Origin of the sequence: Umezawaea sp. Da 62-37, assembly GCF_032460545.1 — a bacterium.
Taxonomy (GTDB): Bacteria; Actinomycetota; Actinomycetes; order Mycobacteriales; family Pseudonocardiaceae; genus Umezawaea.
On the sequence record NZ_CP135965.1, the window covers coordinates 6,383,181 to 6,397,872 of the forward strand.

Here is a 14,692-nt window from a genome sequence, read left to right on the forward strand (position 1 = left end):
ACCCGCTTGGCCGCTAGTTCGTGGACAGGTAGGCGGGTACCTGGTAGGAGCAGCCGAACACCTCACCGGTGACCGGTGGTTTCGACGTGCGCAAGGTCGTCTTCTCGATGACGGTGGTCCTACCTGGTGGGACGAGCACTTCACGCCGTCCGGCCTCGTCGCCGTCGTCGGAACGGGCTCGGACGATGCACACGGCCGCACGGGCCGGATCGTCCCTGACCACCTCGAACGAGACTTCCACGGTGCTGTCGCCGAGCACTTCGAAGCCGCTCTGCTTCGCTTCGATGGGCTGGTTGCCGAGGTTCTGGTACGCGACGAGGGCGACCACGACGCCGACGAGCACGCCCACCACGGGCAGTGACCAGCGGGGCCACTTCGGCAGCGGACCCCTGGCGCTCTTGCCGTAGCGGCCTTCGGGCAGCGTGCGCTGCGCCACTCCCGTCACCCCTCCCGACCCCGCCCGTTCGCCTGCTGCGGACCAGCGGGAACAATGGGCGTCGACGTCCGCGTTGAGTGTCGCAGGGTCCTACGTGGCCCTGTCCGGTGGGGCGGTACGGAAACTACAAGGAGGACCGGGTCGGTCATGGTCGAGAAGCTGCGCCTGATGGCGGTCCACGCGCACCCCGACGACGAGTCGAGCAAGGGCGCGGCCACGATGGCCCGCTACGTCGCCGAGGGCCACGAGGTGATGGTCGTGACCTGCACCGGTGGTGAGGCGGGCAGCATCCTCAACCCGGCGATGGACCGGCCCGAGGTGCTGGAGAACATGGCGGAGATCCGCCGCGAGGAGATGGCGAAGGCCGCCGAGATCCTCGGCGTGAGCCACCGCTGGCTCGGGTTCGTCGACTCGGGCCTGCCCGAGGGCGACCCGCTGCCGCCGCTGCCCGAGGGCTGCTTCGCGCTGGTCCCGGTGGAGGAGTCGGCGGAGAAGCTGGTCGAGGCCATCCGCGAGTTCCGTCCGCACGTCGTCGTCACCTACGACGAGAACGGCGGCTACCCGCACCCCGACCACATCCGCACCCACGAGGTGTCCATCGTCGCCTTCGACGCGGCGGGCGACCCGGAGCGGTTCCCCGACGCGGGCGAGCCGTGGCAGCCGTTGAAGCTGTACTACTCGCACGGCTTCTCCCGCGCGAAGATGACGGCCTTCCACAACGCGATCATCGAGTCCGGCCAGGAGTCGCCGTACACCGAGTGGATCGCGAAGTGGGACCTCAACACCCCCGACGTGCTGGAGCGGGTGACCACCAGGGTCGAGTGCGCCGAGTACTTCCCGCAGCGCGACGCGGCCCTGAAGGCGCACGCCACCCAGATCGACCCGGAGAGCCGCTGGTTCTTCATGCCCCTCGACGTCCAGCAGAAGCTCTGGCCGACCGAGGAGTACGAACTCGCCCGCTCGCTCGTCGACAGCACCGTCCCCGAGGACGACCTGTTCGCCGGCCTGCACGAGCGGGTGTCCGCGTGATGCTGACCCGCATCCCGCTGGAGGACACGGTCGCACTCGTCGCGGCACAACCACCCACGTCCAACGACCCCGGCGGCCAGAAGGAGGACTTCGGCAAGTCCTCCCCCCTCGGCCTCCTGCTGCTGGTCCTCTTCTTCATCGCGGTCTTCTTCCTGGTCCGCTCGATGAACAAGCACCTGCGCAACCTCCCCGCAAGCTTCGACGAGCCGACTCCCGACAAGAAAACCGACTCTCCCCAAACCTGACCCACTCCACCCCCACGGGGCGCCTTGGTCTTGAACAGCAAAGGCGCCCCGTGGCGGGCCCACGGCAGCACCCAGGAAACAGACACCCCGCCACTCCCCATCGGCGCAGCCGCCCCCTCGCATCCGGCGCGGAGCGCCCGCCGCCTTGCCGACGCGCAGCGAGGTGCTCTACCGACGCGCAGCGAGGTGCCCTGTCGGCAAAGCCGATGCCTTGTCAGGCACAGCCGACACAAGCGGAGCCAGACCTCCCCCTGCCCCCGATACACAGCGCCCTCCTGCCACACACCCGTTTGTCAAGGCATCTTTCCCGCCTTGACAAACGGGTGTGTGGCATTGAGACAATCGCGCGACCGGGGGCCGGGCTACGCGCGGTGCAAGACCCACAACACGCACACAGAGACCGGGCTAAACCAACCGCCCCGCCCTCTCGAACCACACCCTGCGCGCAGGCACCGAAACAACCTCCCCCTCCGGATACCTCAACGCCGTCAACTTCCCCCCGAACACACACCCCGTATCCAGGCACATGGTCCCGTTCACCCACCGCGCCTCAGCCACCGGCGTATGTCCGTACAGAACAACAGCCTCCCCCGCGTACTCCTGAGCCCACGGATACCGAACGGGATTCCCATCCCCGTCCACCTCCCCCGTGTTCTCCCCCCAGATCGCCAGGCTCCGCATCCGCGACGACTCCCGCCCGTGATACCTCTCCGGCAACCCGGCGTGCGCCACCACCAACGCCCCACCATCCAGCACGTAATGCGGCACCAACCCAGCGCAGAACTCCAGCACCCGCGCCCGGAACCCCTCCGACTCCCGCCCCAACTGCGCCACGGACTCCGCCAGCCCGTGGTTCAACCGCACATCGTTCCCCCGCAACGCCTTCACGAGCTTGTCCTCATGATTCCCCCGAACCACGAACGCCCGCCCACCCGCCACCATCCCCATGGCCAACCGCAACACCCCGGGCGTATCCGGCCCCCGATCCACCAGATCCCCCACGAACACCACCCGACGCCCACCCGGATGCACCGCGTCCACCGCCCGCAACCGATCGTCGTGCACGACCTCGTACCCCAGCTCCCGAAGCAGCTCCTCCAACTCCACCCGGCACCCGTGCACATCCCCGATCACGTCGAACGGCCCCCGACCTCCCTCAGGTCGTTCGGCAACCGCTCCACCTCGAACCGCACCCCGTCCACCGCGCCCTGATCCGCCAGCACGTGCACCCGCCGGAACCCCTGCTCCCGCAACGACCACTCCGCCATCCCCACCGCGACCGCCACCGGCGTGGCGCCGCGCCGCTTGGCCAGCACGACCAACTCCGCCCGCGCCCGGCGGTCCAGGTCGGTGGCGTCGACGACGGTGATGCCGCCTTCGCGCAACCGCCGGTCGATCTCGTCGTGCCGGTCGGCGGGCAGCGCGTCCTCCATCCGCGCGCCGAGCAGCACGACGAGGGACAGGTCGGGGATCGACAGGTTCACAGGCGAGGGTCCACCGGTTCCGATTCGAGGGCCAGTACGGCGAACACGCACTCGTGGACGCGCCACAGCGGTTCTCCCGCCGCGACGCGCCGCAGCCCTTCCAGGCCGAGCGCGTACTCGCGGAGCGCCAGCGAACGCTTCCCGCCCAGCGAGCGCTTGCGCAGCCGGTCGAGGTTCGCGGTCTCCGTGTAGTCCGGACCGTAGATGATCCGCAGGTATTCCCGGCCGCGGACCTTCACGCCGGGCTGCACGAGCCCGCGCCGCCCGCGCACGAGGTTCGCCAGCGGCTTCACCACCATGCCCTCGCCGCCCGCCGCGGTCAGTTCCTCCCACCAGGCCGTGCCCGCCGCGAGGGACCGCTCGTCGGTGGTGTCGACGACCAGGTTCCTGGTCTCGGTGAACAGCTCTGGGTCAGCCGCGCGCAGCCGTGCGGCGACCGCCAGGTGCCACGGGTGCGGGTCGCCCTCGTAGGTGCGCCCCTCGCTCGCGAGCACCTGGAACGGCGCTAGCCGGATGCCGTCCAGGCCGTCGGTGTCCCACACGTACCGGCGGTAGGCCGCGCGGTAGGCGACGCCGTTGGCGGCCCGCGACGTGGTGCGCGCCAACAGGTCCCCGACGTCGATCCCGCGTTCCCGCGCCGCGGCCAGCGCGTCGACGGCCTTCGGCAGGACGGCGTTGGCCGCCGCGCCGACGGCGGCGTACTGCTCGCGGATCAGCCCGCCCGCCTTGGCGCTCCACGGCAGCAGTTCGGCGTCCAGCAGCAGCCAGTCCGTCCCGAACTCCTCCCACAGCCCGGCCGACGTCACGGCCGCGCGCACCCGTTCCAGGAAAGCCTCGCCCAACTCCGCGGGGAAGAACGCCCGCCCGGTGCGGGTGTGCACGGCGCCGGTGCCCTCGACGCCGAACCGCCTCAGCGCGGTCTCGGCGTCGAGGCAGACCAGCACGACGGCCCGCGACCCCATGTGCTTCTCCTCGCACAGCACCTCCGCGACCCCGACGCCGCGGAACCCCGCGAACGCCTCGGCCGGGTGCTCCAGCACGTCCTCGCGGGCGGAGGTCGCCGTCGGCGCCATCGTCGGCGGCAGGTAGGCCAGCCGGCGCGGGTCGATCGCGAACCGGCTCATCACCTCCAGCGCCGCCGCCGAGTGCTCCGCGCTGATGCCGACGCGGCCGTGGTGCCCGGTCTCGACCGCGCGGTTGCCGGTGACGTCGCCCAGGTTCAACACCCGCGGCTCGTGCTCCGGAGCGCTGCCGAGCGGGCGCACCGGCTCGTACCAGACCCGGTGCGCCGCGACGGACACGACTTCCTTCTCCGGGTAGCGCAACGCGGTCAGCCTGCCGCCGAACACCGCGCCGGTGTCCAGGCACAGGGTTCCGTTGACCCACTCGACGTCCGGCACGGGCGTGTGCCCGTAGAGGACCACCGCCTTGCCGCGGTAGTCCTCCGCCCACGGGTAGCGCACCGGCAGCCCGAACTCGTCGGTCTCCCCGGTCGTGTCGCCGTACAGCGCGAAACCGCGCACCCGGCCCGACGCACGGCCGTGGAAGCGCTCCGGCAGACCGGCGTGCGCCAGCACCAGCGCACCGCCGTCGAGCACGTAGTGCGACACCAGGTCGTAGCAGAACGCCTCGACTTCCTTGCGGAACTCCTCCGGCTCCTCGGCCAGCTGCGCCAGCGACTCGCCCAGTCCGTGCGCCACCTTCACGGCGCGGCCGCGCAGCGCCTGCACCAGCTTGTGCTCGTGGTTGCCGCTGACCGCCAACGCGTGGCCGGCCCGCACCATGCCCATCACCAGCCGCAGCACGCCCGGTGTGTCCGGACCGCGGTCCACCAGGTCGCCGACGAACGCCGCCCGCCTGCCCTCCGGGTGCACGGCGTCGACCGCGCGCCCCTCGGCGTCGCGGCTCAGCGCGTACCCCAGCTCACCCAGCAGTTCCTCCAGCTCGGCGCGGCAGCCGTGCACGTCGCCGATCACGTCGAACGGCCCGGTCTCGTGCCGCAGGTCGTTCAGCATCCGCTCGTAGGTGAAGGTCGCGGCGTCCACTTCGGACTGGCCGCGCAGCACGTGCACCTTGCGGAAGCCCTCCTTCTTCAGGTGCCGCAACGACTTCCGCAGGTCGTTCTGGTGCCTGCGGACGACGTGCGCGCCGAAGTCCCGGTCCGGTCGCGCGGCGTTGCGCGCGACGCAGACGTCCTCGGGCAGGTCGAGCACGACCGCGACCGGCAGCACGTTGTGCTCGCGCGCCAGCGCCACCAGCGAGGCGCGGGCCCGCTGCTGCACGTTCGTCGCGTCGATCACCGTGACCCGGCCCGCGGCAAGCCGCTTGCCCGCCAGGTAGTGCAGGACGTCGAACGCGTCGTTCGTCGCGGACTGGTCGTTCTCGTCGTCGGAGACCAGGCCGCGGAAGTGGTCGCTCGACAGCACCTGCGTGGGCGCGAAGTGCCGGGCGGCGAACGTGGACTTGCCCGATCCGGACGCGCCGATCAGCACGACCAGCGACAGGTCGGGGATGGTCAGCTCCATCGGGCTTCCTGCTTCCTCGTGAACACGGCCAGCTGGGTGGGGGAGCCGAGCGCGGGGTCCTCGGGTCCGACGGGGAGGTGGGCCGCGGTGTAGCCGTAGCGCTCCCCGACGCCGTCGGCCCACGCCCGGAACCGCGCCCTCGTCCACTCGAACCGGTGGTCGGTGTGCCGGAAGGTGTTGGGGCGCAACGACTCGAACAGCGCGTTGTACTCGACGTTCGGCGTCGTCACGACCACCGTGCCCGGCCGCGCCACGCCGAAGACGTTGTGCTCCACCACGGGCAGCCGGTCCTCCTCGACGTGCTCGACGACCTCCATCAGCACCGCCGCGTCGTACCCGGCCAGCCCGGCGTCGGCGTAGGTGAGCGAGGACTGCCGCACCGAGATCCGCTCCCGCGCCCGGTCCGACAGCCGGTCCAGGTGCAGCCGCCGCTCGGCCGTGCTCAGCGCCTTCGACGACACGTCCACGCCCAGGACCTCGGTGAACGACGGGTCCTCCACCAGCTCGCGCAGCAGCGCGCCTTCACCGCACCCCAGGTCCACGACCCGCCGCGCCCCGGCCGACCGCAGCACCGCCAGCACGGTCTCCCGGCGCTGCACGGCCAGCGGCAGCGGCACGTCCACGGGCTCGTCGAGCGCGTTGTCCAGCTCCTCCTCGGGCACGTCGTCGGCCTCGGCCAGCCGTTCCAGCGCCGACGGCGCGAACCGGCCGCCGCGCCCCAGGTACCTCCGGGTGATCAGCTCCCGCTCCGGGTGCCCGGCCAGCCAGCCCTCGCCCGCCCGCAGCAGCTTGTCGACCTCCTGCTGGTCGATCCAGTAGTGCTTCGAGCCGTCGAGCACCGGCAGCAGCACGTAGAGCTGCTTCAGCGCGTCCGCCAGCCGCAGCTCGGCCGTCAGCACCAGGTCGACGTACCGCGAGTCGCCCCACGCCGGGACCTCCGGGTCGAGCGGCACCGGCGTCACGTCGACGGCCCACCCCAGCGGCCCGAACAGCGCGGCGGCCGCCCCGACGTCGGGAGTTCCCAGCGCGGGCACCTCGATCCGCAACGGGATCGCCCGCGCGGCCAACTCGGGCCGCGCGTCGCACCGCCCGTTCATCGCCGTCCGGAACACCGCCCCCATCGCCACCGCCAGCAACGACCCCGCCGCGTACGGCCGGTCGTTCACGTACTGCGTCAGGCTGCCCGCCCGCCCGCGCACCAGCGCGATCGGATCGACCTCCAGCAGCAGCGCCACCGTGCACCCGTCCTCGTCGGCGCGCGGGTAGAACACGTGCGCCACACCGGAGGCGACCGCGAACGATTGCGCCTTCCCCGGATGCTTGTGCAGCAGGAAGCCGAGGTCGGACGCGGGCCGGCGGGTCGTCGTGATCGTGAGCAGCACCAGGTGAGTCTGACCGACGGGGTGCGCGTCCCGCGTCCGATTTACAACGGCACGCAGGTCCAAGTGGCGGCAGGCGGTGCGGAGAAGCTGCCCCAGCCACCGAACACGACGCCGTCCTCGGTGATGCCGTTGACGGACCGGGCTGCCGAGGCGCCGGGGAATCCGAGGCGTTCGCCTCCGCGCCACACCTCGGCGTACCGCATCCGGGACGGTGGCGCGAAGGCGAGGAGCCGGTCGTCCGAATTGATGCCGATGGCCTGCGACACCCCTGGGTACCGGCGGACCACCCGCCATTCCGCGTCCCACTGCACGAGCTGGTCCGGGGAGTCCGTCGCGGTGCCGACGATCCGTCCAGCCTGGAAGATCTCCGGCGTGACCCCGGCGGGCGCGGCCCTGGACGTGCCGTCCGGGAAGTGGATGACGCCCTCCGAGGTGACCACGGCACCGGTTTCGTCGATCCCGACGGCCTTGCCGTCGCCCACGACGCGGTAGGTGCCCGCCGCGTTCGCGGGCCACACCACGGTCTGCTCCGGGGACACGAGGTCGTTGACCGTGCCGACCACGTCGCCAGCCTCGTTGATGCCGACGGGCAGCACGTACCTGCCGTCGACGTCGGGGAGGAAGTCGAAGTGGCCGTCGCGGTACACGTACGCGTGGCTCACCAGGGCCCCGTCCTCCTCCGGGACCCACCTGTGCCCGACCGCCGCACCACTGTCGTTGATGTCGCCGATGCCGCCCTCGATCGTGCCCGCGGACTTGGGCAACTCGGTCGGCACCCCGTCCGCGTGGAGGATGTTGGTCTCCGCCCTGTCCACCCACATGGCGAAGTAGCGGCCGTTCGGGGAGGCCGCGATGAACGTGCCGCCGTTCGGTGGCGGCGCCCTCGTCACCTGGCGTTGCCACGAGGCGCATCCCTCGGCGGGCTGTCCGGCGGCGACGGCGGGGATCGGGAGTGCGGCGGCCAGGACCACGGCGGCGGCGATGATCTTCATGTGGCTTGACGCTACGACACCCGCGCCCCGCTGTCCGGCGGCCGCGGAAACGGGTACCGCGACCTCGGGGTGCCCGCCCACGTCGCCGACGAGCCGGGCCCCGCCGTCGAGAATTACTGTGGACGGCATGACGAACCGGCTCGCGTCCTCGACCAGCCCGTACCTCCTCCAGCACGCCGACAACCCGGTGCACTGGTGGCCGTGGTCGGCGGAGGCGTTCGAGGAGGCGCGGCGGCGGGACGTGCCGGTGCTGCTGTCGATCGGCTACGCGGCGTGCCACTGGTGCCACGTGATGGCGCACGAGTCGTTCGAGGACGACGCGACGGCCGCGTACATGAACGAGCACTTCGTGAACGTCAAGGTGGACCGCGAGGAGCGGCCGGACGTGGACGCGGTCTACATGGAGGTCACGCAGGCCATGACGGGGCACGGCGGGTGGCCGATGACGTGCTTCCTGACGCCCGCGGCGGAGCCGTTCTACGCGGGCACCTACTACCCGCCGCAGCCGCGGCCCGGTATGCCGTCGTTCGGGCAGGTGCTGGAGTCGATCGCGGCGGCGTGGGCGAACCAGGGCGACGAGCTGCGGGAGTCGGCGGCGGGTGTGGTCGCCGAGCTGTCCCAGCGCGGCGGGCCGCTGCAACCGTCCACAGTGGACGAGGACGCGCTGTCCGGCGCGGTGGTGTCGCTGCTGGGCGAGTACGACCGCAAGCGCGGCGGGTTCGGGAACGCGCCGAAGTTCCCGCCGTCCATGGTGGTCGAGTTCCTGCTGCGGCACAGCGAGCGCACGGGGTCGGTGCAGGCGTTGTCGATGGCCCGCGCGACGTGCGACACGATGGTCGCGGGCGGCCTCTACGACCAGCTCGCGGGAGGGTTCGCGCGGTACTCGGTGGACGCGTCCTGGGTGGTGCCGCACTTCGAGAAGATGCTGTACGACAACGGTCTGCTGCTCCGCGCGTACACCCACCTGAGCCGCCGCGACGACAACCCGCGCTACCGCGAGGTGGTGCGCGACACCGCCGAGTTCCTGCTGCGCGACCTCGGCACCCCGCAGGGCGCGTTCGCCGCGTCGCTGGACGCCGACACCGACGGCGAGGAGGGCCTCACCTACGTGTGGACGCCCGCGCAGCTGGTCGAGGTGCTCGGTCGCGAGGACGGCGAGTGGGCGGCGGAGCTGTTCGCGGTCACCGCCGACGGCAGCTTCGAGAACGGCACCTCCACGCTGCGGCTGCTCTCGCCGGTGACCGACCGCGACCGCTGGGACCGCGTGCGCGCGGCGCTGCTCAAGGCCCGCGACCTGCGACCGCAGCCCGGCCGCGACGACAAGGTCGTCACGGCGTGGAACGGCCTGGCCATCTCGGCGCTGGCCGAGGCGGGCGCCCTGTTCGGCGAACCCCGCTGGGTCGACGCGGCCGTGCGCGCCGCCGTCCTGCTGCTGGACGTGCACCTGGTCGACGGCAGGCTGCTGCGCACCTCGCGCGACGGCGTGGCGGGCACCGCCGCGGGCGTGCTGGAGGACTACGGCTGCCTCGCCGACGGCCTGCTGGTACTGCACCAGGTCACCGGCGACGTGCGCTGGCTCGACACCGCCTGCGGCCTCCTCGACACCGCACTGGCCCGCTTCCCCGTCCTCGGTGCCGAAGGCGCCTTCTTCGACACCGCCGACGACGCCGAAACCCTGGTCCGCCGCCCCTCCGACCCCACCGACAACGCCAGCCCGTCCGGCGCCTCCTCGCTGGCGTCCGCACTCCTCACCGCCTCCGCCCTCGGCCCGGACCGCGCCGCCCTCTACCGCACGGTCGCCGAACACGCCGTCGCACGGGTCGGCCTCCTCGCCGCCAGGGCACCCCGCTTCGCGGGCCACTGGCTCTCCGTCGCCGAAGCCCTCCACAGCGGCCCCGTCCAGGTCGCCCTCGTCGGCACCTCCCCGGAACTGACGGCCGCGGCCCGCACCGCCATCCACGGCGGCGGCGTCGTGGTCGCAGGCACCCCCGACTCCGCCCCGCTCCTCGCCGAACGCCCCCTGGTCAACGGTGCCCCCGCCGCCTACGTGTGCCGCGGCTACGTCTGCGACCGCCCGGTCACCTCGGTGGACGACCTGGTCGCAGCCCTCCGCCCACAGCGAACGTAAGTGCCATTCCCCTGTTGCAGACGTAGCGTTGTAATCAAGTAATCAACGCAACAAGATGGAGCCGACATGGGACGCGGATGGGGCCCCGGACGGGGCAAGGGCGGCTGGCAGCAGGCAGACCTCCCGCCGGCGGACGACGCGGCCGCGTGGTTCAGCGGCCGCCTGCCCGACGACTGGTTCACCGGCGCACCGGAGGTCGTCGTCGACCGCGAGGAGATCCTCGTCGTCGGCACACTGCCGGACCTCGAGGGCGACTTCACCGACGACGCCGAGAAGTCGGCCGCCGAATCGGGCCGGATCAGCAGGCACCGCGAACAGACCAGGGACGACCGCATCGAGATCGCCCGCCAGGCCGAACACCGCTACGGCCGCAAGGTCGCCTGGGGCGCACGCCTGGGCAACACCGAAGAACTCTTCACCACGCTGTCCGTCCCGGTCATGACCAGGCTCAGGCAACCGGAACGCAAGGTCCTCGACACCCTCGTAGCCGCAGGCGTAGCCCGCTCCCGCTCAGAGGCCCTGGCATGGGCGGTCAAGCTGGTCGGCGAACACGCCGACACCTGGCTGGCCGAACTGCGCGAGGCCATGTCGAAGGTCGACGACCTCCGAGCCCAAGGCCCAGACCTGGGCTGACTGTCATACGAAGGACAAATCGCCCGCACGGGTGAACCCCACTCCCCACACCTCAAGACCTGCTTAAGTGCAGGTCCGGATCCAAGTGGCGTGAGCCACACTCGATCCGTGGCCAGGGGGTATCACAGGTGGGGAAGCCGCTGATCGGTCTGGGGGCCGGTCAGCGGCTAACACCAAAGCAAAGCAAAACCAAGGTGCCCTGTCCGAAGGCGCAGCCCAGGATCTCCAACCGAAGCGAAGCCAGGTGTCTTGTCCCTCGCGGAGCGTGGGATGCCGGTGCGAAGCACCGGATGCAGTCCGAAGGCGAAGCCCAGGATGCCCCTCGGCGCAGCCGCCCCCTCGCACCCGGCGCGGAGCGCCCACCGCCCTACCGACGCGCAGCGAGGTGCCTTGTCAGGCGAAGCCTGATGCTGGCGCAGCCAGACCTACCCCTGCACCCGATCCAAAGCCATCTCTAGACGTGCCGTAGCTTGTCAAGGCATCTTTCCCGCCTTGACAAGCTACGGCACGTCTAGAACACTCGGCGACCGGGTAAAGCCACCTCCACCCACCACAAAAGGCGCACGGCGGCCCACCTTCACCCCGAATAAACCGCCAAAAAAATCGCGATGTAATGACAAGCAGCCGCCACCACGGTCGTCGCGTGGAACACCTCGTGAAACCCGAAAACCCCAGGCCAGGGATTCGGCCACCGCACCGCGTAGAAGATCGCCCCCACCGTGTAAAGCAACCCGCCCACGATCACCAGCACCAACGCCGCCACCCCAGCCTGGTGCAGGATGTCCGGCAGCACGAACACCGCCACCCACCCCAGCGCGATGTACATCGGCACACCGACCCACTTCGGCGCGTGCGGCCAGGCAAGCTTGAGGATCACCCCGGCGACAGCCCCGGCCCACACCACCGCCAGCACCACGTTCCCGGTCCCGGGTGGCATCGCCAACAACGCGAACGGCGTGTAAGTCCCGGCGATGAACACGAAGATCATCGAATGGTCCAGCCGCTTCATCCACGTGCGGGCGCTGATGCTCACCCAGTTCACCCGGTGGTACAGCGCGCTGATCCCGAACAGCCCCAGCACCGTCGCGCCGTACACGGAAGTGGCCAGCGCCGCCTTCCCCGACACGGTCGCGGCGGCCAGTGAGATGAGCACCGCCCCGGTCGCCAGGGATGTGAAGAACGACCACACGTGCAGCCACCCGCGCATCCGGGGCCGCAGTGCGGGCTCGGGTTTCCGCGGGTAGGTCCCTGAGGTCGTCACTCGTCCGAGGTTACGGCACCGTAGGTTCCGGCGCAGTGCTCCTGCGGTGAACTTCACGCGGTCGCGGCAGCGGCTCGTGACGCCGCTCACCCGGCGTAGGCTCTTCGGACGTGGGGCTTCGCAAGCGCGTCAGGGACGTCTTTTTCCGGGTTTACGAGTACCGGTTGAACCGGTGGCTCGACGGCAAGCAGCGTCCACGCCACGTGGGCGTCGTGCTGGACGGCAATCGGCGGTGGGCGAAGGAAGCGGGCTTCGCCGACGTCGCGGACGGCCACCGCGAGGGCGCCCGCAAGATCCTGGACCTGCTGCGGTGGTGCCGGGACGCCGACGTCGAGGTCGTGACGCTCTGGCTGTTGTCGACGGACAACCTGGACCGCCCCGCCGAGGAACTCGCGCCGCTGCTGGACATCATCGCGGACATCGTGGACGAACTGGCCGGTCCGGAGAACCCGTGGCGGGTCAGGCACGTGGGCGCGCTGGACATGCTGCCCACGGAGACCGCGGCCCGGCTGTCCGCCGCGGCGCTGCGCACGACCGGCCGAACCGGACTCGAGGTCAACGTCGCCGTCGGTTACGGCGGCAGGCAGGAGATCGCGGACGCGGTCCGCAAGCTGCTCCAGCAGCACGCGGAGAGCGGCGGCACGATCGAGGAGCTGGCGGAGGTCCTCGACGTGGACCACATCGCCGAGCACCTCTACACCTCCGGCCAGCCCGATCCGGACCTGCTGATCAGGACGTCGGGGGAGCAGCGGCTGTCCGGGTTCATGCTGTGGCAGTCGGCGCACTCGGAGTTCTGGTTCTGCGAGGCGTACTGGCCCGCGTTCCGCCGCACGGACTTCCTGCGCGCCCTGCGCGACTACGCGATCCGGCACCGCCGCTTCGGCTCCTGACGGACGTTCCCGGACGGGCCTCCGCGAACCTGTGGGCCCACGGCGCGGGCACCCTCGGGCGGACGGCACCCGATCCGGTCGACTTTTGTCCGATTCGTTGCAGTCCGGCTCCCCTGCCAGCGCACTTGCGCCTCGTATGCTGCCTTGCTCATGGACGTCAACCAGCTGGTGCGCGAGTACCAGGTGCTCGGGCTGAGACTCGGCCGCCTGGTGCCCGGCCTCGTGGACTCCTTCACCGGTGACCACGACGTCCGCCGCCAGGTGGACAACGAGCCGGTGCCGCACCCCACGGCGCTGGCCGCGCTGGCCGGGCTGCTGCGCCGCGAACTGGTCGGCTGCGAGCTGTCCGAGCAGCGCCGCCGCTTCCTCGAAGCGCACCTGGTCGCGCTGGAGTGCACGGCCCGCAAGCTCGCGGGCGTGCGCGTCGGCTACGTCGACGAGGTGCGCGCGTACTTCCAGGTGTCGATCCGGCCCGGCAACGTCGAGGCCTACCGGCACGCGCACGCGCGGCTGGACGACCTGCTGCCGGGGCCGGGGTCGCTGGCCTACCGGCTGGCCGAGTTCCGCGCGCTGGACGAGGTCCCCGCCAAGAAGCTGGAGCGCTGCGTGCTCGCCCTGTCGAGCGCCCTGCGGGATCTGGCGCGCGAGCGGTTCGGGCTGCCCGAGGGCGAGACCGTCGAGTACCGGATAGTGCGGGACAAGCCGTGGAGCGGCTTCAACTACTACCTGGGCGACTTCCGCTCGCTCGTGGCGGTCAACGCCGACCTCGGGCACCGGATGTCGAACCTGCCGCACCTGGTCGCGCACGAGTCCTACCCCGGCCACCACACCGAGCACTGCCGCAAGGACGCCGGGCTGGTCGCGGGCCGCGGGTTCGCCGAGCAGTCCATCTTCCTGATCAACACCCCGCAGTGCCTGATGGCCGAGGGCCTGGCCGACCTGGGCCTGCACGCGCTCGTCGGGCGCGGCTGGGGGAGGTGGACCGAGGACATCCTGCGCGACCTCGGCCTGCGGATGGAGGGCGACCTGGCCGAACGGGTCGAGCTGGCCACCTCGGGGCTCGCGGGCGTGCGCCAGGACGCCGCCCTGATGCTGCACGACCGCGGCGCGGACGAGGCCGACGTCGTCGCCTACCTGTGCCGCTGGCTGCTCGTCCCGGAGCGCCGGGCCCGGCAGATGGTCCGGTTCCTGGCCGACCCGCTGTGGCGCGCGTACACGACGACGTACGTCGAAGGGGTGCGCCTGGTGCGCGCCTGGCTGGACTCGAGACCACCGGGAGTGTCCCTTGCGGACAGATACCTGACTGTCCTCGATGAACCTCTCGTTCCGGCCACGTTGCGGGAAGAAGTCCGGACCGGGGTGTCCTGGTTGCCGCGCGACTCTGCGTGATCATCGGCATTCGGGTGACGCCACATGTCGTGAGCTGCGCGAACGCTCACCCGATTGCTCCATCCAGACGCCCTTTTGGCCCCCGAAGCACCCAATGCGCCCGACTTGGGGTACCAGGAAGCCGCAAGAGGAATTTGCGAATCACCTGTGTGGCTCCCTGCACACGGGGCACTTTCGCAGGTAACTTTCGAACTGGCGGGACGCGACCACTGCGGACCGCGCAGGGAGGCCCTGATCGTGGCGGTTGACGCGAGGGGGCCGGCACCCGGCCCTCGTGGTCGGTTCGCCTGAGCGCAGG

Annotated in this window: 11 protein-coding genes and 1 pseudogene; 6 read left to right on the top strand and 6 right to left on the bottom strand. The window is 71.1% G+C overall.

Annotation, left to right across the window (positions count from 1 at the left end; genetic code table 11):
* Nucleotides 1-13 precede the first annotated feature (13 nt).
* Nucleotides 14-436 (bottom strand): DUF4307 domain-containing protein, encoded by a 423-nt coding sequence (locus RM788_RS29490; RefSeq protein WP_315921085.1) that lies wholly within the window; start codon nt 434-436, stop codon nt 14-16.
* A 147-nt stretch (nt 437-583) separates the two neighbouring features.
* Here RM788_RS29490 and mca point away from each other — a divergent pair, with 147 nt between their 5' ends.
* Together mca and RM788_RS29500 are read left to right on the top strand one after the other, a co-directional pair.
* Nucleotides 584-1,465 (top strand): mycothiol conjugate amidase Mca, encoded by an 882-nt coding sequence (gene mca, locus RM788_RS29495; RefSeq protein WP_315921087.1) that lies wholly within the window; start codon nt 584-586, stop codon nt 1,463-1,465.
* Nucleotides 1,465-1,710 (top strand): hypothetical protein, encoded by a 246-nt coding sequence (locus tag RM788_RS29500; RefSeq protein ID WP_399340426.1) that lies wholly within the window; start codon nt 1,465-1,467, stop codon nt 1,708-1,710. The genes mca and RM788_RS29500 overlap by 1 nt, the downstream gene beginning before the upstream one ends.
* 426 nt (nt 1,711-2,136) lie before the next feature.
* On the opposite strand, the pseudogene RM788_RS29505 reads toward RM788_RS29500, so the two are convergent.
* The 4 genes and pseudogenes from RM788_RS29505 to RM788_RS29520 all read right to left on the bottom strand — a co-directional run.
* Nucleotides 2,137-3,194 (bottom strand): annotated as a pseudogene (locus tag RM788_RS29505) (metallophosphoesterase); the annotation flags it as partial.
* Entirely contained in the window at nt 3,191-5,719 is a 2,529-nt protein-coding gene (locus tag RM788_RS29510; protein ID WP_315921089.1) for a polynucleotide kinase-phosphatase, read from the bottom strand. The gene RM788_RS29510 and the pseudogene RM788_RS29505, both read right to left, overlap by 4 nt.
* A complete protein-coding gene (locus RM788_RS29515) occupies nt 5,710-7,101 on the bottom strand; it encodes a 3' terminal RNA ribose 2'-O-methyltransferase Hen1 (RefSeq protein ID WP_315921091.1) in 1,392 nt (463 codons plus the stop codon). The genes RM788_RS29510 and RM788_RS29515 overlap by 10 nt, the downstream gene beginning before the upstream one ends.
* A gap of 41 nt (nt 7,102-7,142) precedes the next feature.
* Complete coding sequence (locus tag RM788_RS29520) at nt 7,143-8,093, bottom strand: hypothetical protein (RefSeq protein WP_315921093.1); 951 nt, start codon at nt 8,091-8,093, stop codon at nt 7,143-7,145.
* Nucleotides 8,094-8,220: 127 nt separating this feature from the next.
* Between RM788_RS29520 and RM788_RS29525 the strand changes: the two genes are divergently transcribed.
* Nucleotides 8,221-10,221: a thioredoxin domain-containing protein gene (locus tag RM788_RS29525; protein ID WP_315921095.1), complete on the top strand. Its 2,001-nt coding sequence runs from the start codon at nt 8,221-8,223 to the stop codon at nt 10,219-10,221.
* A 66-nt stretch (nt 10,222-10,287) separates the two neighbouring features.
* Nucleotides 10,288-10,854, top strand: coding sequence for an ATP-binding transcription factor AbmR (locus RM788_RS29530; RefSeq protein WP_315921097.1), 567 nt, complete (start codon nt 10,288-10,290; stop codon nt 10,852-10,854).
* 577 nt (nt 10,855-11,431) lie between these two features.
* On the opposite strand, the gene RM788_RS29535 is transcribed toward RM788_RS29530, so the two are convergent.
* Nucleotides 11,432-12,061 carry a PAQR family membrane homeostasis protein TrhA gene (locus RM788_RS29535; protein ID WP_315934798.1) on the bottom strand — a complete coding sequence of 210 codons (630 nt, stop codon included), beginning with the start codon at nt 12,059-12,061 and terminating at the stop codon, nt 11,432-11,434.
* A 164-nt stretch (nt 12,062-12,225) separates the two neighbouring features.
* Between RM788_RS29535 and RM788_RS29540 the strand changes: the two genes are divergently transcribed.
* Nucleotides 12,226-13,005 carry an isoprenyl transferase gene (locus RM788_RS29540; protein WP_315921099.1) on the top strand — a complete coding sequence of 260 codons (780 nt, stop codon included), beginning with the start codon at nt 12,226-12,228 and terminating at the stop codon, nt 13,003-13,005.
* Nucleotides 13,006-13,155: 150 nt separating this feature from the next.
* A complete protein-coding gene (locus RM788_RS29545; RefSeq protein WP_315921101.1) occupies nt 13,156-14,394 on the top strand; it encodes a DUF885 domain-containing protein in 1,239 nt (412 codons plus the stop codon).
* Nucleotides 14,395-14,692: the final 298 nt, after the last annotated feature.

Coding starts and splice junctions, on each gene's coding strand:
- mca (WP_315921087.1), top strand. CDS start 584: ATGGTCGAGAAGCTGCGCCTGATGGCGGTCCACGCGCACCCCGACGAC.
- RM788_RS29500 (WP_399340426.1), top strand. CDS start 1,465: ATGCTGACCCGCATCCCGCTGGAGGACACGGTCGCACTCGTCGCGGCA.
- RM788_RS29510 (WP_315921089.1), bottom strand. CDS start 5,719: ATGGAGCTGACCATCCCCGACCTGTCGCTGGTCGTGCTGATCGGCGCG.
- RM788_RS29520 (WP_315921093.1), bottom strand. CDS start 8,093: ATGAAGATCATCGCCGCCGCCGTGGTCCTGGCCGCCGCACTCCCGATC.
- RM788_RS29525 (WP_315921095.1), top strand. CDS start 8,221: ATGACGAACCGGCTCGCGTCCTCGACCAGCCCGTACCTCCTCCAGCAC.
- RM788_RS29530 (WP_315921097.1), top strand. CDS start 10,288: ATGGGACGCGGATGGGGCCCCGGACGGGGCAAGGGCGGCTGGCAGCAG.
- RM788_RS29535 (WP_315934798.1), bottom strand. CDS start 12,061: ATGCGCGGGTGGCTGCACGTGTGGTCGTTCTTCACATCCCTGGCGACC.
- RM788_RS29545 (WP_315921101.1), top strand. CDS start 13,156: ATGGACGTCAACCAGCTGGTGCGCGAGTACCAGGTGCTCGGGCTGAGA.